Genomic DNA, 19341 nt, shown 5'->3' on the forward strand with positions numbered 1-19341 from the left:
ACGATGGTGACCGCCGCTCCCATGGGAGCGCCGGTCGTCAGCCTGTGCCACCGTCGCGCGACCGGCGCAGATGTCAGGCCGCCTCAGGATTGCGAGGCGGGTGCGAGGCCACCTTCTCGGTGAACCCTTTGGCGGATCAGAAACCCAGGCGCTGCAACTGTTTTGGGTCGCGCTGCCAGTCCTTGGCGATCTTGACGTGCAGGTCGAGGTGCACGCGCTGACCGAGCAGTCGTTCGATCCCCTCGCGTGCGGTGGCGCCGACCTCCTTGAGCCGGGATCCTCCCCGACCGATGATGATCGCTTTCTGCGACGAGCGCTCCACGAAGACGTTGACCCGCACGTCCATGAGGGGCTTGCCCTCGGGCCGGTCCGCGCGGGGCAACATCTCCTCCACCACGACGGCGAGCGAGTGCGGCAGCTCGTCGCGGATCCCCTCGAGAGCCGCCTCACGGACCAGCTCGGCGATCATGACCTCGTGGGGCTCGTCGGTGAGGACGTCGTCGGGATAGAGCGGACCGGGCGAGGGCGGCAGGTACTTCGAGATGACGGATGCCACGACGTCGACCTGGTCGCCACGGGTCGCGGAGCAGGGGACGATCTCGGCCCACTCACCGAGCTGGTCGATGGCGATGAGGTGCTCGGCCAGCCGCTGCCGGTCGACCTTGTCGGACTTGGTGGCCAGAGCGATGATCGGGGTGCGCTTGGCCTGCCGGAGCTCGGCGAGCTCGCGCGCGATGAACTGGTCGCCGGGTCCGATGCGCTGGTCGGCCGGGAGGCAGAAGCCCACGACGTCGACGTTGAGCAACGTCTCGCGCACGAGGTCGTTGAGGCGCTCCCCGAGCAGGGTCCTCGGCTTGTGCAGCCCGGGGGTGTCGACGAGCACGATCTGGCTCGAGGGGCCGGTGACGATGCCGCGGATCGTGTGACGGGTCGTCTGCGGCTTGCTCGACGTGATGGCGACCTTCTCACCGACGAGGGCGTTGGTCAGGGTCGACTTGCCCGCGTTGGGGCGGCCGATGAGGCAGGCGAACCCCGCGACGTAGCCCGGGGCGTCAGGCGTGGCGTGGTCACTCATGGGCGCTCCAGGTGTCGGCGTGGTGCATCATCTCGCGCTCGGCCGGTGCGACGCGCTCGACGATGACGGTGGCGATGCGGTGCCTGCGTCCGGCCATGCGTTCGGCCGTGAGGCGCAGGCCGGCCACCTCGCACGTGGAGCCGAGGATGGGCACTCGGCCCAGGGTCTTGCCGATGAGGCCACCCACGGTGTCGACCTCGTCCTCCTCGATCGTCACGCCGAGCTCCTCGGCCAGGTCGTCGATGTCCATGGTGGCGTCGACCCGCCAGCGCCCGTCGTCGAGCTGCTCGAGGTCAGGGGTCTCGCGGTCGTACTCGTCGGCGATCTCCCCGACGATCTCCTCGATGATGTCCTCGATCGTCACGAGCCCGGCGGTGCCTCCCCACTCGTCGATGACGAGGGCGAAGTGCGTCTGGTCGCGCTGCATCTCGCGCAGCAGGACGTCGACCGGCTTGGACTCGGGGATGAAGGGCATGGGCCGCATGAGCTCGGAGACGGGCATCGCGGAGCTCGCGGGGTCGGAGGTGACCCGGCGCACGACGTCCTTGAAATACAGGAGGCCGAGCACGTCGTCGGAGTCCTCGCCCGTGACGGGGATGCGTGAGTAGCCACTGCGCAGGAAGAGGTTCATGGCCTTGCGGGCTTCACGGCCGGAGTCGATGGTCACCATGTCGGTGCGCGGGACCATCACCTCGCGGGCCAGGGTGTCGCCCAGCTCGAAGACCGAGTGGATCATCTGGCGCTCGCCCGCCTCGATGAGCGAGGACTCCCCCGCGAGGTCGACGAGGTCGCGCAGCTCGGACTCGCTCTCGAACGGACCGTCGCGGAAGCCACCGCCCGGCGTCACGGCGTTGGCCATGAGGACGAGCAGGCGCGAGAGCGGCCCGAGGACCCGCCGGACCCAGATCGCGATGGGTGCCGCGACGAGCGACACCGACGTGGCGTGCTGTGCGCCGAGCGTGCGCGGCGAGACGCCGACCAGGGCGAAGGACACGACCGCCATGAGGACGATCGCCGTCAGCAGGGGCATCCACGTGCCGTCCACGACCCGGTGCACGGCCACGGTCACGAGCACCGCCGTGGTCATCTCGGCGATGACGCGCACGAAGGCCAGGACGGAGAGGTAGGCCGCGCTGTCGGCCACGACGGTGGACAGGGCCCTGGAGCCGGCGCGGCCGTCCTCGAGGAGGTCGTGTGCCCGCACGCGGGAGACGCGGGAGATGGCAGCCTCGGCAGCCGAGAGGGCGAAGGCCAGGATGATACCGAGAATGCTGATGACGATGAGCCTGGTCATGGGCCCACCGCCGGGGTCCCCGGCACCGCGAGGGTACCGGGACTGGCTGGGTCAGGCACCGGGTCGGCCCCTCGTCGCGAGGAAGGTGAGCAGGAGCTGGCGCTGCAGCTCGAACATCTCGTGTTCTTCCTCGGGCTCGGCGTGGTCGTAGCCAAGCAGGTGGAGGATGCCGTGGGTGGTGAGGAGGAGCAGCTCCTCCTCGGTGGCGTGGCCGGCGTCGGTCGCCTGCTTCTGCGCCACGCTGGGGCACAGGACGATGTCGCCGAGCACACCCTCCTCGAGGTCCTCGTCCTCGCTGCCGGGGCGCAGCTCGTCCATGGGGAAGCTCATCACGTCGGTCGGCCCGGGCAGGTCCATCCACTGCACGTGGAGGGTCTCCATCGCAGCTTCGTCGACCAGTCGGAGGCAGAGGTCGGCCTGGGGATGGACCTTCATCTCCCCCAGCACGTAGCGGGCACACGCGACCAGCTCGAGCTCGTCGAGCGCGAAGTCGGTCTCGTTGAGGACGTCGATGCTCATGCGTCGTCTCCCCGGGAGTCGGGACGCCGCCTGCGGCTGGGTCGTGCCGCCGAGCGGTGCCCGTCCTGGTCGGCGTCCCAGCGTCCGTAGGCGTCGACGATCTCACCGACGAGGCGGTGACGCACGACGTCCTGCGCGGTGAGCTCGGCGAAGTGGATGTCCTCGAGGTCGGTGAGGATGTCGCGCACGATGCGCAGCCCGCTCGTCGTGCCGCCCGGCAGGTCCACCTGGGTCACGTCACCGGTCACGACCATCTTGGAGCCGAACCCGAGCCGGGTGAGGAACATCTTCATCTGCTCGGGCGTGGTGTTCTGGGCCTCGTCGAGGATGACGAAGGAGTCGTTGATCGACCGGCCACGCATGAAGGCCAGGGGTGCGACCTCGATCGTGCCGGCGGCCATGAGGCGCGGGATGGAGTCAGGGTCGACCATGTCGTGCAGGGCGTCGTAGAGCGGCCGGAGGTAGGGGTCGATCTTGTCGTTGAGCGTGCCCGGCAGGAACCCCAGCCGCTCCCCCGCTTCGACGGCTGGCCGCGTGAGGATGATCCGGTTGACGAGCTTGGCCTGCAGCGCGGCGACCGCCTTGGCCATCGCCAGGTAGGTCTTGCCCGTGCCGGCCGGCCCGATGCCGAAGGTGATGGTGTGCTCGTCGATCGCCTCGACGTAGCGCTTCTGCCCCAGCGTCTTGGGCCGGATGGTGCGGCCGCGGGAGGAGACGATGTTCATCGTCAGCACGTCGGCAGGGCGCTCGGCCGTCTGGGCTCGCATCATGGCGATGGAGCGCTCGACCGAGTCGCGGTTGAGCGCTTGTCCTCCCTCGATGACGGCCAGCAGCTCGTCGATGACGCGTTCGACCAGGGCCACCTCGGGGCTCGTGCCGGAGATGTGGAACTCGTTGCCCCGCACATGGATCGAGGTGAGCGGGAACTTCTGCTCGATCGTGCGAAGCAGCTCGTCCCGGGGTCCGAGGAGGGCAACCATGGGCACGTCAGCGGGGATCGTGACCGTGTGGACGGGGAAGTGCGTCGACGCGTCGGTGCGCGCGGACGGGTGGGGTGCATCTGTCATGTCACCCCTGAGTCTACGGTTCCGCTCAGCCCGGGGGCCATTCCATCGACCGGCCACCGAGGACGTGGACGTGGGCGTGGAAGACGAGCTGGTTGGCCGCGGCCCCCGTGTTGGCCACGGTGCGGTAGCCGGCATCGAGCCCCTCCGAGTCGGCGACGACCGGGATGAGCCGCATGAGGTCGACGAGCTCGTCGGGCGCGGCAGCGGTGAGCGCTGCCACATCGGGCACGTGACGACGGGGAATCACGAGGACATGCGTCGGCGCCTGGGGCGTGATGTCGCGAAAGGCGATGCTGTGCTCGCTCTCGTGGACGATCGTCGCCGGGACGTCGCCGGCAACAATCTTGCAGAAGAGGCAGTCGGGGTCGCTCTGCACCGTGCTCATGGGACCGACAGTAAACCGATGTGCGGCGCTACGCGTCCTCCAGGCGTGACAATGACCCCCGTGGGCACACGACGGGACGCCGCGGCGCGCGCAGCCGCCGACGATGGCGTCTCCACGCTGTATGCCGTCCACTGGCGTCCCATGGTCCGCCTCGCCTGGCTCTTCGTGCACGACGACCTCCTCGCCGAGGAGATCGCGCAGGACGCCTTCGTCTCGCTCCACCGCAAGTGGAACGACGTCCGTGAGGGTCGCGGCGCGGCATACCTGCGTCAGTGCGTCGTCAACGGTGCGCGCTCAGCACTGCGGCACCACAAGGTCGAGCAGCGCTACCTGGAGTCGACCCGGGCCAGGGGCCGCCTGCACGTCGCGAGCGCGGAGGACGAGGCACTGTCGGTCACCGGCGCCGACGAGCTCTTCGGTCGCCTGCAGCGGCTCCCGGACCGCCAGCGAGAGGTGCTCGTCCTGCGCTACTTCCTCGACCTCAGCGAGGCCCAGATCGCCGAGACGCTGGGCATCGCGCCCGGGTCGGTCAAGGCGCACGCCCACCGCGGCCTCGCCGCGCTGCGCACCCAGATGGAGGAGCGGACATGACGACCCACGAGGACCAGTCGCAGACCGAGCGCGAGCTGCGCGCGGCTCTCGCCGACCGGGCACGGGAGATCCAGCCGTCCTCACGTCTGGAGGCGATCCTCAGCGAGGCGTCGGCTCAGGAGGAAGGGCCGAGCCGCTCCCGGTGGCTCGCCGGAGTCGGCGTCGCAGCGGCCGCCGCCGTCGTGGCGGCCACGGTGTGGGCGAGCTGGCCGGACACCGACCCCACACTGCCCGGAGGCCCGGCGAGCGCATCCTCGAGCCCCACGGCCACCGTGCCGACGCCCTCGGCCTCCTCCTCACCGTCGACGTCGACCGACTCACCCTCGAGCCCGGCACCCTCGAGCCCGGCGCCGTCGGGCACGGCGCCGTCGGGTGCGACGTCGGTCGTGGCGCAGGCCATCTACCGGGTGGGCACCAACGGTGGCAGCACGAACCGACCGGGGCTCGTGCGCGAGTTCCGGTCCGCAGCCGTCGGCGGCTCTGAGCCCGCCCGTGTGTCGTCGGCCGTGGCCGAGTCACTGCGCCGCACACAGCTGTGGGACGGCGTCACCCTCGACGGCGTGGAGGTCACCAGCGGCGGCATCACCCTGCGGCTCAGCGGATCCGGCGACCGAGCACCCGACTCGGACCGAGCCCGGCTGGCCGTCGCGTCACTCGTCTGGACGGCGCAGGCTGCCGTCGGTCGCGGTGACCAGCCCGTGACGATCCGTCCTGGCGACGGCGGGGAGCTCCTGGGCCGCCTCAGCTCTGCGAAGCCCTTCACCCGGGCGGGCACCGCACCAGAGGCGCTGTGCGACATCTGGGTCGACACCCCCGCGCCGGGCGCGACGCTGGCGCCCTCGAAGCCGGTGGTCGTTCGCGGTCAGGCCGTGGCGTTCGAGGCCACCGTCGAGTGGCAGCTGCGGCGTGGAGATGCAAGCGTGCGCGACGGCTTCGTGACGGCGTCCATCGGCGCACCGTCGAGGGGAACCTTCACCGTCGACCTCGGACGGCTCGACTCCGGAACCTATACGTTCCGCGCGTTCACGAGCTCGGCCAAGGACGGGTCCACGCTGGCTGAACGTGTCGTGACGTTCAGCGTGGGCTGATCACACGCCGGCGGGCAGCGGCCCTGGTCAGCGCCAGCGGCTCGCCGCGCTGAGCACCGCGAGTGCTGCGGGGCCGGCGCTCGAGGATCGCAGGACGGTCTCACCCAGTCGCACGACCTCGGCTCCTGCGTCGCCGAAGGCGGCGAGCTCCTCGGGAGCAATTCCGCCCTCGGGGCCCACGACGACGATGACGTCGCCCTCGGTCGGCAGCGTCAGGGCTGCCAACGGGACGTCCGCGTCCTCGTGCAGGACGTATGCCGTTGCGCCCTCGGCGATCCTGGCCGCCAGGGACGACGTGGTCGCCGCGGGCGCGAGGACGGGTCGGCGAGCCCGACGCGACTGCTTCGTCGCGGCGACGAGGACCGCGTCCCACTTGGCCCACGCCTTGGCGCCACGGTCACCGCGCCACTGCACGATGCTGCGGCTGGCCTGCCAGGGCACGACCTCGTCGACGCCCAGCTCGGTGGCCGCCTCGATGGCCTGGTCGTCGCGGTCCCCCTTGGTCAGGGCCTGCACGAGGACGAAGCGAGGGCTGTGCTCGGGCACGTCCTCGACCTCGTCGGCCCGCAGGGTGAGCCGGTCCTTCTCGACCGAGACCACCTCACCCGTGACGACCCGGCCGGCGCCGTCGGCGAGCCTGAGCCGCTCCCCCGGCTGGGTGCGCTTGACCGTGGCCGCGTGCCGCCCCTCGGCCCCGTCGAGCACGACGACGTCACCCACCGTCGTGGTGTCGAGCGCCCCAGCAGCCAGCAGATAGAGGTGAAGGCTCACGAGGACACCCCTACGGCCAACTGGTGAGATGTGGCAACGCGCGCGTTTGGGACGAAGTCACAACTGAGCGCGTGTTGCCACATCTCACCAGGCCAAGTGCGTTGCACGAGTCAGCGGACCTTGAAGGCGTCGCGGAGCTTGCCGAACAGCGAGCCCTCGGCCGGGTTGGCCAGGAGACCGGTCGGCTTCTCCTCGTCGCGCAGGGTGGCGAGGCGGCGCAGCAGCTCCTCCTGCTCCTGGGTGAGCTTCGTGGGCGTCTGCACCATCGCGTGGATGATGATGTCGCCGCGGCCGGAGCCCCGCAGGTGCGTCACTCCGAGACCTCTCAGCAGGATCTGCTCACCGGACTGGATGCCGCTGCGGACCTCGAGGTCGCTCACGCCGTCGAACGTCTCGAAGGGCACGGTGGCACCGAGTGCGGCTGCGGTCATGGGCAGCTCCAGCGTTGCGTGCAGGTCGTCGCCCTGGCGCTGGAAGCGCTTGTCGCCGCGCACCGCCACCTCGACGTAGAGGTCGCCGGCCGGACCGTTGCCAGCACCGACCTCACCCTCACCGGCGAGCTGAATGCGGGTCCCGGTGTCGACGCCTGCGGGAACACGGATCGTCATGCTGCGGCGGGTGCGCACCCGCCCGTCGCCCGAGCACTCGTAGCAGGGAGCCTCGATGACCTGACCGGTCGCCTGGCAGTTGATGCAGGGACGGGAGGTCATGACCTGGCCCAGGAAGCTGCGCTGCACCTGCTGGACCGAACCCTGCCCCTGGCAGACGTCACACGTGCGGGTGCCGGTGCCCGGCTGGGTGCCGGCGCCGTGGCACGTGCTGCAGCCGACGGCCGTGTCGACGACGAGCTCCTTCTCGGCGCCGAAGACGGCATCGACGAGGTCGAGGTCGAGCCGCACGAGGGCGTCCTGCCCCCGCGACTGGCGCGAGCGCGGCCCGCGGCCCTGGGGCTGCCCGGCACCCTGCCCGAAGAACGCGTCCATGATGTCGCTGAAGGCGAAGCCCTGGCCGAAGCCTGCGGCGCCCCCCGCATAGGGGTCCGAGCCCATGTCGTAGTTCCGGCGCTTCTCCGGGTCGGAGAGCACGTCGTAGGCCTGTGAGACCTTCTTGAACTGCTCCTCGGCCTCGGGGCCGGGGTTGACGTCGGGGTGGAGCTTGCGGGCGGAGCGGCGGTAGGCCTTCTTGATGTCGTCGGCGGTCGCGTCGCGGGCCACGCCGAGGTCGGCGTAGTAGTCGTTCACTGTGGTGGACGTCCTTCGCTGGGATCTGTTGCGGTCAGGTGGGGCTGGAGTCGATCGGTCAGGAGGTGGTTGTGTGCGGGTCAGTCGGTGAGGATGCGGCTGACGTAGGTCGCCACGGCGCGCACCGCAGCCATCGTCGTCGGGTAGTCCATCCGGGTCGGGCCGACGACGCCGAGGCCGGCCACGAGGTCGGAACCCGACCCGTAGCCGGAGGTGACGAGCGAGGTCGACTGCAACCCGGCATACGGGTTCTCGGCACCGATCCGCACGGCGACGGCGTCGCCCTGCTCGGTGACGCTGCCGAGGAGCTTGAGGAGGACGACGTGCTCCTCGAGCGCCTCGAGGACCGGCCCGATGGAGCTCGGGAAGTCCTCACCGGACCGCACGAGGTGTGAGGTGCCGGCCATGACGACCCGCTCCTCCCGCTGCTCCACGAGGACCTCGGTGAGCTCGGCGGCGATGGCGGCCAGCAGGCCCCGCGCGGCCGGGTCGACCTGGCCCGGCAGCTCACCGAGCCCGCCCGCCGCGTCGGCCAGGGTCTTGCCGACGGTCGCGCCGTTGACGTCGGAGCGCAGCGAGGCGAGCATCCGCTCGGACGCGGGCTCGGCCAGGTCCATGCCGGTCTCGAGGATGCGTTGCTCGACGCGACCCGTCGTCGTGATGAGCACGACGAGGAGGCGCGAGCCGCCCAGCGGCACGAGCTCGATGTGGCGCACCGACGACCTGGTGAGCGAGGGGTACTGGACGACGGCGACCTGCCGGGTGAGTGAGGCGAGCAGGCGCACGGTCCGGTCGACGACGTCGTCGAGGTCGATCGCGCCGTCGAGCAGCGAGCTGATCGCGCGCCTCTCGGCGCCGCTGAGGGGCTTGACCCCGCTGAGGCGGTCGACGAACAGCCGGTAGCCCGCATCGGTGGGGATGCGGCCGGCACTCGTGTGCGGCGCCACGATGAGGCCCTCTTCCTCGAGGGCGGCCATGTCGTTGCGCACCGTCGCGGCGGAGACACCGAGCTGGTGACGCTCGAGCAGTGCCTTGGAGCCCACGGGCTCGGACGTCTCGACGTAGTCCTGCACGATGGCGCGCAGCACCGCGAGCCGACGATCGTCACTCATTTCCGACACCTCCCGTCCTTGCTGGCACTCATGCTTGGTGAGTGCCAATTCTACGTCTACCCTCGCGCAGGTGACTGATCGCTACGGCCAGGACGTCCTCTCCGGCGACTGGAAGGTGCCCCGCAACGGCCGCTCCGCCCCGCTGGCCGCCGAGCTGGGCGTGGTCGTCGAGGACGTCGAGACCGGCTGGGTCGGTGCGGTCGTGCGCGTCGAGAAGGCCGGCGGCATCCACGTCGTGCACCTTGAGGACCGCCGCGGCAGGACCAAGGCCTTCCCGCTGGGGCCCGGCTTCCACGTCGACGGTCGCCCCGTCACCCTCACGAAGCCGGCCGTGGCGGCCGATGCCCGCCTCGCGGCCGCCCGCCAGGGTGCCACGCGCACGGCGAGCGGTTCGCGCGCCGTCGCTGATGCTCGCGCCAAGGTCGCGAGCGCCTCGCGGATCTTCGTCGAGGGCACGCACGACGCCGAGCTCGTCGAGAAGGTGTGGGGGCACGACCTGCGCGTCGAGGGTGTCGTCGTCGAGCCCCTCGGCGGCGTGGACGACCTCGAGGCGGCCATCCGAGACTTCGCTCCCGGACCCGGCCGGCGGATGGGCGTCCTCGTCGACCACCTCGTGCCGGGTACCAAGGAGACCCGAGTGGTCGAGGCGGCCTCGAGGCTCAAGCCCTTTGCGCCGCACGTCCTCATCGTCGGCCACCCCTACGTCGACGTCTGGCAGTCGGTGCGTCCGGAGCGGCTCGGCATGAAGGAGTGGCCGGTGATCCCGCGCAACATCGAGTGGAAGCACGGCATCTGCGCCCACCTCGGCTGGCCGCACGACGACCAGGCCGACATCGCCCGCGCCTGGAAGCAGATCCTGGGCACCGTGCGCTCCTACGCCGACCTCGAGCCGTCGCTGCTCGGCCGCGTCGAGGAGCTCATCGACTTCGTCACGGCCCCCTGAGCCGGGGAGGGTCACCCCTGACCGCACCCTGATCTCACCCCGAAGTGGGGATGAATCGTGCTCTCGATGGGTTTGACTGGGTGAAAGCACCCCGTCCCCTGAAGGAGGACACATGACCACCACCCCGCAACCCGAGCGCCCGCAGGGACCCGAGCAGCACACGTCGCCGCAGCAGCCCTACCAGCCGCCGACGGCCGGGCAGCCCTACCCGGGCCAGCCCGTGGCCTACCGCCAGCAGCAGGTCCTCGACCCGGCCCAGCAGCGCCAGTGGGGCATGCTCAGCCACCTCATCCCGCTCATCGCGATGGTGCTCAGCGCCGGAGTGCTCGGCTTCGTCGGCTCGCTCATCATCTACGTGATGTACAAGGACCGCGGTGACTTCGTGCGCCAGCACGCGGCCAACTCGCTCAACATCCAGATCATCACCGGGATCATCCTGCTCATCTCGATCCCGCTGATGTTCGTGCTCGTCGGCTTCGCGACCTATGGCATCGCCCTCGTCGTGGCCTTCATCCTCCACATTCTCGGAGCGATGCGCGCCAACGAAGGCAAGCAGTGGACGCCGCCGATGACCCCGCGGTTCGTCAAGTAACCGGAAGACCTGGCGGTACAGCGCAAGCTGAGCACGGTCGCGAGGGGTGCGTTCGGACGAAGTCCCGACTAAGCGCCCCTCGTGACGTGCCAGCGTCGCTTCCGCAGCGCTTTCAGACGCCGCCCTTGAGGAGCAGCCCACCGTCGACGACGACGAGCTGGCCGGTCATCCAGGCGGCATCGTCGGACAACAGGAACGCCACGACCCCAGCGATGTCCTCGGGCACCCCGAGGCGCTTGAGCGGGTACGCAGCGGCAACCTCCTCCTCGCGGCCTTCGTACAACGCCGTCGCGAACCGGGTCTTCACGACCGCCGGCGCGACGGCGTTGACGCGCACGCTGGGGCCGAGCTCGACGGCGAGCTCCTCGGTGAGGTGGATGAGCATCGCCTTGCTTGCTCCGTAGAAGCCGATACCGGGCGCGGGGCGCACCCCGGCAACGGACGAGACGTTGACGATGGCGCCTCCGCGCTCCTCGAGCCCGGAGGACACGGCCTTCTGGATCCAGGACAGCGCCGCGATGCAGTTGACCTCGACGATCTTGCGGGCGGCATCGAGGTCGAGGTCGACAAGGCGTCCGTATGCCGGGTTGATGCCGGTGTTGTTGACGAGCAGGTCGACCGGGCCGAAGGTCTCCCCCACGCGTGCCAGCACGTCGTCCTGGTGTGCCGGGTCGTCGGCTCGGCCGGCCACTGCCATGGCGACCTCGGGACCACCGAGCGCGGCGACGGCCTCGTCCAGCGCCTCCTGCTTGCGGGCCGTGACGCACACCCGGGCACCCTCGGCGACGAGCCGATGGGCGATGCCCAGACCGATACCTCGGCTGGCTCCGGTGACGATGGCGGTGCGGCCCTCGAGCCGGCCGGCACTTGGGGAAGTCATGTCGTCACTCTAGGACTCGCCTTGTGTGCCTCACGCAGGCGTATACGTCTGCGTGAGGCACACAAGGTGAGGTTTCAGCCCAGGAGTCGGCGCACGACCGTGTCGGTGAGCAGGCGCCCGCGCAGGGTCAGCCGGACCTGCCGGTCGCGCACCGCTGCCACGCCGTCAACCAGCCCGTCGGCCACCAGACCGGCGACTGCACGCCGTCCCACCTCGTCGAGCTCCTCGACCGCCAAACCGTCGCGCACACGCACCTGCAGGAGCACCTGCTCGTCGCGCTTCTGCTCCTCAGTCAACGTCTCGCGCCCGGCAGCCGGCGATGCACCGGCAGCCAGCCGGCCGGCATACGCCCTGGGGTGCTTGACGTTCCACCAGCGCACGCCGCCCACGTGACTGTGCGCGCCGGGACCGACGCCCCACCAGTTCCCTCCGGTCCAGTACCCGTCGTTGTGGCGGCAGCGACCAGCCGGCGTGCGCGTCCAGTTGCTCACCTCGTACCAGTCGAACCCCGCGGCGGACAGCATCTCGTCGGCGATCTCGTACTTCGTCGCCTCGTCGTCGTCATCCGGCCTCGCCACCTCACCGCGACGCACCTGCGCGGCGAGCTTGGTGCCCTCCTCCACGACGAGCGCGTAGGCCGAGACGTGCTCAGACCCGAGCGAAATCGCCTGGTCGAGGCTCCGCCGCCAGTCCTCGACGGACTCCCCGGGGGTGCCATAGATGAGGTCGACACTCGTCACCAGCCCAGCGTGCTGGGCAGCACGCACGGCACGCCCGACACCGGCGGGGTCGTGCGTCCGGTCCAGCGTCTTGAGCACGTGCGGGACGGCGGACTGCATGCCCAGCGAGATCCGGGTGAACCCGCCGTCCGCGAGCTCGCGCAACGACTCGGGCGTGACGGAGTCCGGGTTCGCCTCCGTAGTCACCTCCACGTCGTCCGCCAGGCCAAACCGATCGCGTATGCCGTCCACGGCCTTCACGAGATCGGCTGCGGCGAGCATCGTGGGCGTCCCACCGCCGACGAAGATCGTGTCGACGCGGGGCACGCGGTCCCCGAGGACGGACCGCGCGAGGTCGAGCTCGGCCAACGTCGTGTCCACGAACGTCGCCGTGCTGGCGCCGGGGCCGAGCTCGGTCAGCGTGTAGGTGTTGAAGTCGCAGTAGCCGCAGCGCACCCGGCAGAACGGCACGTGCAGGTAGATCCCGAAAGGCCTCTCCCCGAGTCCGGCCAGGGCGGACACCGGCAGCTCCCCGGAGTCCGGTGCGGGGTCTCCGTCGGGCAGTCGGGGCATGGGCAGATCCTCCCACCTCAGGTCGACGCGACCGTGCCCACCCACCTCCCGCCGACCACACCCGAGGCTTCTCGCTGACAGGACGAGACGGCGTGTCCCTCGTGACACGCCGCGGCCCTCGACAAAGTCCGCCCGATCGTCGTCGAAGTGGTTGCCAAGCCGCACCCCACCCACTAGACATACCCCTACGCACTCACCTCGGTGAGAGCGTCAGATCAGGAACTTCGGTTCGTGACCTGCGAGGGCCTCGGAAACTCATACTTTCCGAGGCCCTCACCTCTTGGCGCCCCACCCCGACGTGCGGGGGTCCCGCTAGGTTGGCGTGCGTGCGCATCCTCACCGACGCCGACGTGCGAGCCAGCCTCCCTCCCCTCGTCGAGGTGGTCGACCTCGTCGCGGACGCGCTCTCCGCCCTCGCCGAAGGCCGGGCAGACGTCCCGCCCAAGCCGACCGTGCGCACCTCCCCGGGCATGTTCGCCAACGCGATGCCGGCGGCCTACCCTGAGCGAAACCTGTTGGGCTGCAAGTGGATCAGTCTTGTTCCCGACAACCCCGTGCGAGAGCTACCCACCGCGAGCGGTGTCATGGTCGTCAACGACGGCACGACCGGGGTGCCGCGCGCACTCCTGCCGGCGGCTGAGCTGACCGCTGTGCGGACGGCCGCCGTGACGGGCGCGTGCGTGCGGGCGCTTGCCCCAGCCGACGCCTCGATCTCCTATCTGGGAGCCGGGGTGCAGGCAGCCTCCCACATCCGCATCCTCGAGGCCCTGGGCCACGCGGAGGTGCACGTGTGGGCCCGCCGGCGAGAGGCGATCGACGCCTTGGTGAGCGAGTCGGCCACGGTGGCACCCGGCATACGCATCGTTGCGTGCCCGTCGCGGGAGGCCGCGGTGCGTGACAGGGACGTCGTCATCACGGGCCTGTCGATCGGGCTCACCGACATGGCGATCCCGGCGACGTGGCCGCGCGACGACGCGCTGCTCCTGCCGATCGACTACGCCAGCTCGGTCGGGGCCGACCTCGCCGACAGTGCTGTCCTCGCGGCCGACGACCCGCAGCAGTTCGCCGCGGTGCGGGCGGTCCGGGGCAAGCTCGACGGCTACCCGGCGCCGACGACCTGGACCGGTCACCTGCTCCACGCGCCGCGCCCCGACGGCCGGCTGGTGATCCAGAACCTCGGCTCCGGGATCACCGACCTTGTCGTCGCCAGTGCCGTCGCGGACCGTGCCGAGGCGTCTGGAACGGGCCTGCTCGTCGACGTCTGAGCGACCTACGATGACGGGGTGAGCGACGTGAGCAAGCAGCCGCCGACCGACGGGCCCCCGCCCCAACGCTGGATCGAGCTGGAGGGCGTGGTCAACATGCGCGACTCCGGCGGTCTGCCCACCCATGACGGCGGGATGATCCAGCCCCACCGGTTGCTGCGCTCGGACAACCTGCAGGACCTCTCGGAGACTGACATCCGGCAGTTCGTGGAGGTGCTCGGCGTGAGCGACATCGTCGACCTGCGCAGCGACACCGAGGTGCGCACCGAGGGACCGGGCCCGCTGTGGCAGGTCGAGTCCCTGACCCACCACCACCACTCGCTGGTCAGCGATGACCGTGAGTTCAACCCCCGCGAGGCCTTGGCCCTGCAGGAGTCCTCCGACCGGCCCACGCGCGACGCCGAGTTCTGGACCACGCACTACCTCGGTTACCTGGCGGCCCGCCCCGACTCCATCTCTGCCGCCCTGGAGGTCGTGTCGCGCAGCAGTGGAGGGACGGTCATCCACTGCGCCGCCGGGAAGGACCGCACCGGCACCGTGGTCGCCCTCGCCCTCGACGCCGCCGGGGTTCCGCACGAGGCCATCGTCGAGGACTACGCCCTGAGCGCCGAGCGAATCGAGCGCATCATCGCCCGCCTCCTGCCTCGCGATCTCTACGGCGTGGCGCTGCGCCGTCAGAGCGTGGACGAGCAGCGACCCCGCCCCGAGACCATGCAGACCATCCTGGCCACCGTGCAGAGCGAGTTCGGCGGGGCGACCGGGTGGCTGCGTGAACAGGGCTGGAGCAGCGAGGACGTCACCCGGCTGCGCGAGCGGCTCACGTCATGACGCCTCCGCGCGCTGCACTCCCTGCTCCACGCGGGGACTCGCGCCCGCGCATCCGTCGGCGCGCCATGAGGGTGCTGCTCGTCGACGGCGCCGACCGGTTGCTCCTCTTCAAGGACAGCGACCCGGGGATCCTGCCCCTGCCGACGTTCTGGATCACCCCCGGCGGCGGGGTCGACCCGGGCGAGAGCGACCTCCAGGCCGCCGTGCGCGAGATCGCCGAGGAGACCGGCCTCGTCGTGGCTGAGGGTGACCTCCTCGGACCACTGGCCGAGCGCGTCGTCGTCCACGGCTACAGCGACGTCGTGACCACGCAGGACGAGCAGTTCTGGTTCGTCAGGTGTGAGGGCTTCGAGGTCTCGACCGCCGGGCACACCGAGGACGAGCTCGCCACGATGACCGCCCACCACTGGTGGACGCGCGCCGAGCTCGAGGAGACGGCCGAGGACATCTGGCCCCGTGACCTGCTGCGGGTGTGGGACCAAGTGGGTCCGGGCGACTCCCACACGGGCCCACCGCTGGAGCTCGGCGACGTCGAGGAGTCGACCGTCGCCGTCGCGCTCAGCTCGCGCTGAACGGCTCGAGCACGAAGACCGGGATGAGGCGGTCGGTGTTCTGCTGGTACTCGGCGTAGCTCGGGAACGCCTCGACGCAGCGGGTCCACCAGCCCTCGCGCTCGGCGCCGTCGAGCTCACGCGCCCTGGCCACCCAGCTGCGCGTGCCATCCTGCAGCTCGAGCACCGGGTTCTTGCGCAGGTTGGCGTACCACTTCGGGTGCTCGGGCGCTCCACCCTTGCTGGCCACCGCGGCATACAGGCCGTCGTGCTCGACCCGCATGAGGGGCACCTTGCGCACGGAGCCGGTCACGCCGTTCATCGTCAGCATGACCACGGGTCGGCCCTGGATGTCGACGGACTCGGTCGTGCCGGTCTCCTCGATGGTCTCGACCTGCTTGCGCACCCAGTCGCTGGGGCTCGGAACATACTCGCCAGTGATCGTCATGCCGTGGACAACACCACCGAGGCCCGAAGTATTCGCTACTTCTTCATCTCGCTGACGTAGATCGTGATGACGCCCTCGACGACCGTCGTCCCGTCCTCGCGGATCGCCCTGACCCGCACCGGCACATCGCCGCCCTGCTCCCAGTCGGCCGGGTCGGTGTCGGCCGTGCACAGCAGGTCGGTGGTCGACTTGGCCGTGTAGGCCACCTCCATGCCCTTGGGGATCCAGCGCCGCCCGCGGGGTGTGGTCGCCTCGGCGAGCAGACCCATCGCGGCCTCGAGACCGTTGCACACGGCGATCGCGTGGACGGTGCCGATGTGGTTCTGGACCGCGCGCCGCTTGCGGACGACGAGCTCGGCATGGTGGGGGCGCACCTCGCGCACCTGCGGCCGCACGGTCCAGAAGTACGGCGCCTTCTGCGCGAAGAGGAACGAGAACGCCTGCTTGCCCAGGGGCAGGGAGGTGAGCTGGCGGTAGAGGGCGAAGGTGTCCGGCATACGCAGAGGTTACTTCTCGGTATGCCGTCCGCTCACCACGCGTGCACCCTCACCACCGTCTACTTCTTCTTGGTCTCGCCGCCGTCGTCGGAGGACAGGGCCGCGATGAACGCCTCCGGCGGGACCTCGACTGTGCCGATGTTCTTCATCCGCTTCTTGCCGGCCTTCTGCTTCTCGAGCAGCTTGCGCTTGCGGCTGATGTCACCGCCGTAGCACTTGGCGAGCACGTCCTTGCGGATGGCGCGGATGTTCTCTCGGGCGATGACCCGGGCGCCGATGGCGGCCTGGATCGGGACCTCGAACTGCTGGCGCGGGATGAGCTCCTTGAGCTTGCCGGCCATCATGTTGCCGTAGGCGTACGCCTTGTCCTTGTGGACCACCGAGCTGAACGCGTCGACGTTCTCGCCCTGCAGCAGGATGTCGACCTTGACGAGATCGGCGACCTGGTCGCCGGACTCCTGGTAGTCGAGCGAGGCGTAGCCGCGGGTGCGCGACTTGAGCTGGTCGAAGAAGTCGAAGACGATCTCGGCGAGGGGCAGCATGTAGCGCAGCTCCACCCGGTCCTCGGAGAGGTAGTCCATGCCCTGGAGCTGGCCACGCTTGCCCTGGCAGAGCTCCATGATCGCGCCGATGAACTCGCTGGGGGCGAGGATGGTGGCCTTGACGACCGGCTCACGCACCTCGGCGACCTTGCCGTAGGGGAACTCGCTCGGGTTGGTCACGACGATGACGGTGCCGTCGTCCATCGTCACGTCATAGACGACGTTGGGCTGGGTCGAGATGAGGTCGAGGTCGAACTCGCGCTCGAGGCGCTCTCGCACGATCTCGAGGTGGAGCAGGCCGAGGAAGCCGCAGCGGAAGCCGAAACCGAGTGCCGCCGAGGTCTCCGGCTCGTAGACCAGGGCAGCATCGTTGAGCTTGAGCTTGTCGAGGGCGTCACGCAGCACCGGGTAGTCCGAGCCGTCGATCGGGTAGAGGCCCGAGAAGACCATCGGCTTGGGGTCGCGGTAGCCGCCGAGGTCCTTCTCCGCGGGCTTGCGCTCGTTGGTCACGGTGTCACCGACGCGCGACTGGCGCACGTCCTTCACGCCGGTGATGAGGTAGCCCACCTCGCCGACGCCCAGCCCCTTGCCTGGCACCGGCTCGGGCGAGATGACGCCGATCTCGAGCAGCTCGTGGGTCGCGCGCGTCGACATCATGATGATCTTCTCGCGCGGGTTGAGGTTGCCGTCGACCACGCGGACGTAGGTCACGACGCCCCGGTAGGTGTCGTAGACGGAGTCGAAGATCATCGCGCGCGCGGGCGCGTCGGGGTCGCCCACGGGGTGCGGGATCTGGGCGACGATCGCGTCGAGCAGCGGTTCGACGCCGACACCGGTCTTGCCCGAGACCTGCAGGCAGTCCTCCGGCTCGCAGCCGATGAGGTGGGCGAGCTCCTCGGCGTACTTCTCGGGCTGCGCTGCCGGCAGGTCGATCTTGTTGAGCACCGGCACGATGGTGAGGTCGTTCTCCATCGCGAGATAGAGGTTGGCCAGGGTCTGGGCCTCGATGCCCTGCGCCGCGTCGACGAGCAGGACCGCGCCCTCGGAGGCGGCCAGGGAGCGCGAGACCTCGTAGGTGAAGTCGACGTGCCCGGGCGTGTCGATCATGTTGAGGATGTAGTTGCCGGAGGTTCCGTCGGCACCCACGCTCTCCCACGGCATACGCACCGCTTGGCTCTTGATCGTGATGCCCCGCTCACGCTCGATGTCCATGCGGTCCAGGTACTGCGCACGCGCGGCGCGGTCGTCGACGACTCCGGTGATGCCGAGCATGCGGTCGGCCAGGGTCGACTTGCCGTGGTCGATGTGGGCGATGATGCAGAAGTTGCGGATCGCCTCCGGCGGCGTGGCGTGCGGCTGCAGCACGGTGCGGGCGCGGGGAGACACAGTCGTGGAGTCCTTGAGGGATGGCGGAACGTAAGTCAGGACAGTCTCCCATGAGGCACTGCCGCACCGAACCACCAACGCAGTCGACCGGCTCGGATTCGCGGCACTCGGCCAGCGCGGCGCGTGGGTACCGTGCAGGCCATGGCGACCTACCCAGGAGACTTCGACGGACCCCTCGAGCCGAGCTATCGCCCGCAGCCTGACGGAGAACCTGACGCCGCTGAGGTGGTCTGGGCGTGGGTGCCCTACGAGGAGGACGCGAGCCAGGGCAAGGATCGTCCCGTGCTGGTCCTTGGGTGGGACGGACCGTGGGCGCTCGGGCTGTATCTCACGAGCAAGGACCACGACCGCGACCACGAGCAGGAGCGTCGCGCCGGCCGGGTGTGGGTCGACGTTGGCTCAGGCGGCTGGGACAGCAAGGGTCGGCCGTCCGAGGCGCGCCGCAACCGTGTCGTCCGGATCGACCCGGCGACGATCCGGCGTGAGGGAGCGGTGCTCGATCGCGCTCGGTGGGACGAGGTGATCGCCGCCTACTCGCAGCGCGACGCCCTGCTTCGAGGCGACTGAGCACACGCATCCATGCACGAGGGCCCGTCACCGCGATGGTGACGGGCCCTCGTGCGTGACGTGGACGACTCAGAGGCTGGCGGCCTTCTTGGCCATCGCCGACTTCTTGTTGGCCGCGTTGTTCTGGTGCAGGACACCCTTGCTGACGGCCTTGTCGAGCTTCTTGGACGCCACCTTGAGCGCGTCCTTGGCCTCGTCGACCTTGCCGGCCTCCGCGAGCTCGCGGAACTTGCGGGCGGCGGTGCGCACGTCGGACTTGACGGCCTTGTTGCGCTCGGTCGCCGTCTTGTTGGTCTTGATGCGCTTGAGCTGGGACTTGATGTTTGCCACGAAGAAATCTCTCTGGTGAGGTCGGTAATTGCCGTAGAGGGCGGCAGCCGCTGTTCGGGACCGGGAGTGGGGACGCC

General features: G+C 70.0%; 22 protein-coding genes. 8 read left to right on the plus strand and 14 right to left on the minus strand.

From position 1 onward, the window contains the following. Nucleotides 1-136: 136 nt before the first annotated feature. From era to ASG74_RS00575, 5 genes are read right to left on the minus strand one after another with little or no spacing between them, the layout of a single operon-like run. Nucleotides 137-1075 (minus strand): GTPase Era, encoded by a 939-nt coding sequence (gene era / locus ASG74_RS00555; RefSeq protein WP_056137875.1) that lies wholly within the window; start codon nucleotides 1073-1075, stop codon nucleotides 137-139. Further along, complete coding sequence (locus tag ASG74_RS00560) at nucleotides 1068-2369, minus strand: hemolysin family protein (RefSeq protein ID WP_056137878.1); 1302 nt, start codon at nucleotides 2367-2369, stop codon at nucleotides 1068-1070. Before ASG74_RS00560 ends, era begins: the two co-directional genes overlap by 8 nt. Nucleotides 2370-2420: 51 nt before the next feature. Beyond that, nucleotides 2421-2888, minus strand: coding sequence for an rRNA maturation RNase YbeY (ybeY, locus tag ASG74_RS00565; protein ID WP_056137880.1), 468 nt, complete (start codon nucleotides 2886-2888; stop codon nucleotides 2421-2423). After that, a complete protein-coding gene (locus ASG74_RS00570) occupies nucleotides 2885-3955 on the minus strand; it encodes a PhoH family protein (protein WP_056137888.1) in 1071 nt (356 codons plus the stop codon). Before ASG74_RS00570 ends, ybeY begins: the two co-directional genes overlap by 4 nt. Nucleotides 3956-3980: 25 nt before the next feature. After that, nucleotides 3981-4340, minus strand: coding sequence for a histidine triad nucleotide-binding protein (locus ASG74_RS00575; protein WP_056137890.1), 360 nt, complete (start codon nucleotides 4338-4340; stop codon nucleotides 3981-3983). Nucleotides 4341-4400: 60 nt separating this feature from the next. On the opposite strand from ASG74_RS00575, the gene ASG74_RS00580 reads away from it, so the two are divergent. Further along, a complete protein-coding gene (locus ASG74_RS00580; RefSeq protein ID WP_235498747.1) occupies nucleotides 4401-4931 on the plus strand; it encodes a SigE family RNA polymerase sigma factor in 531 nt (176 codons plus the stop codon). Next, on the plus strand, nucleotides 4928-6019 hold the full coding sequence (locus ASG74_RS00585) for a Gmad2 immunoglobulin-like domain-containing protein (protein ID WP_056137894.1): 1092 nt from the start codon (nucleotides 4928-4930) through the stop codon (nucleotides 6017-6019). Before ASG74_RS00580 ends, ASG74_RS00585 begins: the two co-directional genes overlap by 4 nt. Nucleotides 6020-6046: 27 nt before the next feature. Here ASG74_RS00585 and ASG74_RS00590 read toward each other — a convergent pair whose 3' ends face one another. The 3 genes from ASG74_RS00590 to hrcA all read right to left on the minus strand — a co-directional run bounded on the left by ASG74_RS00590 (nucleotide 6047) and on the right by hrcA (nucleotide 9143). After that, a complete protein-coding gene (locus ASG74_RS00590) occupies nucleotides 6047-6790 on the minus strand; it encodes a 16S rRNA (uracil(1498)-N(3))-methyltransferase (RefSeq protein ID WP_056137896.1) in 744 nt (247 codons plus the stop codon). 110 nt (nucleotides 6791-6900) lie between these two features. Then, complete coding sequence (gene dnaJ / locus ASG74_RS00595) at nucleotides 6901-8031, minus strand: molecular chaperone DnaJ (RefSeq protein ID WP_056137899.1); 1131 nt, start codon at nucleotides 8029-8031, stop codon at nucleotides 6901-6903. Between the two features lie 80 nt (nucleotides 8032-8111). Next, on the minus strand, nucleotides 8112-9143 hold the full coding sequence (gene hrcA, locus ASG74_RS00600; protein ID WP_056137900.1) for a heat-inducible transcriptional repressor HrcA: 1032 nt from the start codon (nucleotides 9141-9143) through the stop codon (nucleotides 8112-8114). Between the two features lie 70 nt (nucleotides 9144-9213). Between hrcA and ASG74_RS00605 the strand changes: the two genes are divergently transcribed. Together ASG74_RS00605 and ASG74_RS00610 are read left to right on the plus strand one after the other, a co-directional pair. Next, nucleotides 9214-10086: a DUF3097 domain-containing protein gene (locus ASG74_RS00605; RefSeq protein ID WP_056137902.1), complete on the plus strand. Its 873-nt coding sequence runs from the start codon at nucleotides 9214-9216 to the stop codon at nucleotides 10084-10086. A 112-nt stretch (nucleotides 10087-10198) separates the two neighbouring features. Next, nucleotides 10199-10678: a DUF4870 domain-containing protein gene (locus ASG74_RS00610; RefSeq protein WP_082569434.1), complete on the plus strand. Its 480-nt coding sequence runs from the start codon at nucleotides 10199-10201 to the stop codon at nucleotides 10676-10678. A 112-nt stretch (nucleotides 10679-10790) separates the two neighbouring features. Here the strand turns inward: ASG74_RS00610 and ASG74_RS00615 are convergent, their stop codons facing one another. Together ASG74_RS00615 and hemW are read right to left on the minus strand one after the other, a co-directional pair. Further along, nucleotides 10791-11558, minus strand: a complete 768-nt coding sequence (locus ASG74_RS00615) for an SDR family oxidoreductase (protein ID WP_056137903.1) — start codon at nucleotides 11556-11558, stop codon at nucleotides 10791-10793. 74 nt (nucleotides 11559-11632) lie between these two features. Beyond that, nucleotides 11633-12850: a radical SAM family heme chaperone HemW gene (hemW, locus tag ASG74_RS00620; RefSeq protein ID WP_056137906.1), complete on the minus strand. Its 1218-nt coding sequence runs from the start codon at nucleotides 12848-12850 to the stop codon at nucleotides 11633-11635. Between the two features lie 326 nt (nucleotides 12851-13176). On the opposite strand from hemW, the gene ASG74_RS00625 reads away from it, so the two are divergent. From ASG74_RS00625 to ASG74_RS00635, 3 genes are read left to right on the plus strand one after another with little or no spacing between them, the layout of a single operon-like run. Continuing rightward, complete coding sequence (locus ASG74_RS00625; protein ID WP_056137908.1) at nucleotides 13177-14115, plus strand: ornithine cyclodeaminase; 939 nt, start codon at nucleotides 13177-13179, stop codon at nucleotides 14113-14115. 18 nt (nucleotides 14116-14133) lie between these two features. After that, a complete protein-coding gene (locus ASG74_RS00630) occupies nucleotides 14134-14943 on the plus strand; it encodes a tyrosine-protein phosphatase (protein WP_056137911.1) in 810 nt (269 codons plus the stop codon). Beyond that, the gene (locus tag ASG74_RS00635) at nucleotides 14940-15515 is read left to right on the plus strand and encodes an NUDIX hydrolase (protein WP_056137913.1); all 576 of its coding nucleotides are present in this window, start codon (nucleotides 14940-14942) and stop codon (nucleotides 15513-15515) included. Before ASG74_RS00630 ends, ASG74_RS00635 begins: the two co-directional genes overlap by 4 nt. Here ASG74_RS00635 and ASG74_RS00640 read toward each other — a convergent pair. The 3 genes from ASG74_RS00640 to lepA are packed head-to-tail and all read right to left on the minus strand — an operon-like array spanning nucleotide 15502 to nucleotide 18367. Further along, the gene (locus ASG74_RS00640; protein WP_056137915.1) at nucleotides 15502-15942 is read right to left on the minus strand and encodes a nitroreductase family deazaflavin-dependent oxidoreductase; all 441 of its coding nucleotides are present in this window, start codon (nucleotides 15940-15942) and stop codon (nucleotides 15502-15504) included. The two genes, ASG74_RS00635 and ASG74_RS00640, sit on opposite strands and share 14 nt — an antisense overlap. Before the next feature lie 35 nt (nucleotides 15943-15977). Continuing rightward, entirely contained in the window at nucleotides 15978-16439 is a 462-nt protein-coding gene (locus ASG74_RS00645; protein ID WP_056137916.1) for a hotdog fold domain-containing protein, read from the minus strand. 59 nt (nucleotides 16440-16498) lie between these two features. Further along, on the minus strand, nucleotides 16499-18367 hold the full coding sequence (gene lepA / locus ASG74_RS00650; RefSeq protein WP_056137917.1) for a translation elongation factor 4: 1869 nt from the start codon (nucleotides 18365-18367) through the stop codon (nucleotides 16499-16501). A 141-nt stretch (nucleotides 18368-18508) separates the two neighbouring features. Here lepA and ASG74_RS00655 point away from each other — a divergent pair, with 141 nt between their 5' ends. After that, nucleotides 18509-18934 carry a type II toxin-antitoxin system PemK/MazF family toxin gene (locus tag ASG74_RS00655; protein ID WP_056137919.1) on the plus strand — a complete coding sequence of 142 codons (426 nt, stop codon included), beginning with the start codon at nucleotides 18509-18511 and terminating at the stop codon, nucleotides 18932-18934. 69 nt (nucleotides 18935-19003) lie between these two features. Here ASG74_RS00655 and rpsT read toward each other — a convergent pair whose 3' ends face one another. After that, nucleotides 19004-19264 (minus strand): 30S ribosomal protein S20, encoded by a 261-nt coding sequence (gene rpsT / locus ASG74_RS00660; protein WP_056137921.1) that lies wholly within the window; start codon nucleotides 19262-19264, stop codon nucleotides 19004-19006. Nucleotides 19265-19341: the final 77 nt, after the last annotated feature.

This window comes from Knoellia sp. Soil729, from assembly GCF_001427985.1.
In the GTDB taxonomy this organism is placed as follows: Bacteria; Actinomycetota; Actinomycetes; order Actinomycetales; family Dermatophilaceae; genus Knoellia.

What these genes read in the sequence shown, in the direction of transcription:
- era (WP_056137875.1), bottom strand. Translation starts at nt 1,075, where the DNA reads ATGAGTGACCACGCCACGCCTGACGCCCCGGGCTACGTCGCGGGGTTC.
- ASG74_RS00560 (WP_056137878.1), bottom strand. Translation starts at nt 2,369, where the DNA reads ATGACCAGGCTCATCGTCATCAGCATTCTCGGTATCATCCTGGCCTTC.
- ybeY (WP_056137880.1), bottom strand. Translation starts at nt 2,888, where the DNA reads ATGAGCATCGACGTCCTCAACGAGACCGACTTCGCGCTCGACGAGCTC.
- ASG74_RS00570 (WP_056137888.1), bottom strand. Translation starts at nt 3,955, where the DNA reads ATGACAGATGCACCCCACCCGTCCGCGCGCACCGACGCGTCGACGCAC.
- ASG74_RS00575 (WP_056137890.1), bottom strand. Translation starts at nt 4,340, where the DNA reads ATGAGCACGGTGCAGAGCGACCCCGACTGCCTCTTCTGCAAGATTGTT.
- ASG74_RS00585 (WP_056137894.1), top strand. Translation starts at nt 4,928, where the DNA reads ATGACGACCCACGAGGACCAGTCGCAGACCGAGCGCGAGCTGCGCGCG.
- hrcA (WP_056137900.1), bottom strand. Translation starts at nt 9,143, where the DNA reads ATGAGTGACGATCGTCGGCTCGCGGTGCTGCGCGCCATCGTGCAGGAC.
- ASG74_RS00610 (WP_082569434.1), top strand. Translation starts at nt 10,199, where the DNA reads ATGACCACCACCCCGCAACCCGAGCGCCCGCAGGGACCCGAGCAGCAC.
- ASG74_RS00615 (WP_056137903.1), bottom strand. Translation starts at nt 11,558, where the DNA reads ATGACTTCCCCAAGTGCCGGCCGGCTCGAGGGCCGCACCGCCATCGTC.
- hemW (WP_056137906.1), bottom strand. Translation starts at nt 12,850, where the DNA reads ATGCCCCGACTGCCCGACGGAGACCCCGCACCGGACTCCGGGGAGCTG.
- ASG74_RS00635 (WP_056137913.1), top strand. Translation starts at nt 14,940, where the DNA reads ATGACGCCTCCGCGCGCTGCACTCCCTGCTCCACGCGGGGACTCGCGC.
- ASG74_RS00640 (WP_056137915.1), bottom strand. Translation starts at nt 15,942, where the DNA reads ATGACGATCACTGGCGAGTATGTTCCGAGCCCCAGCGACTGGGTGCGC.
- ASG74_RS00645 (WP_056137916.1), bottom strand. Translation starts at nt 16,439, where the DNA reads ATGCCGGACACCTTCGCCCTCTACCGCCAGCTCACCTCCCTGCCCCTG.
- ASG74_RS00655 (WP_056137919.1), top strand. Translation starts at nt 18,509, where the DNA reads ATGGCGACCTACCCAGGAGACTTCGACGGACCCCTCGAGCCGAGCTAT.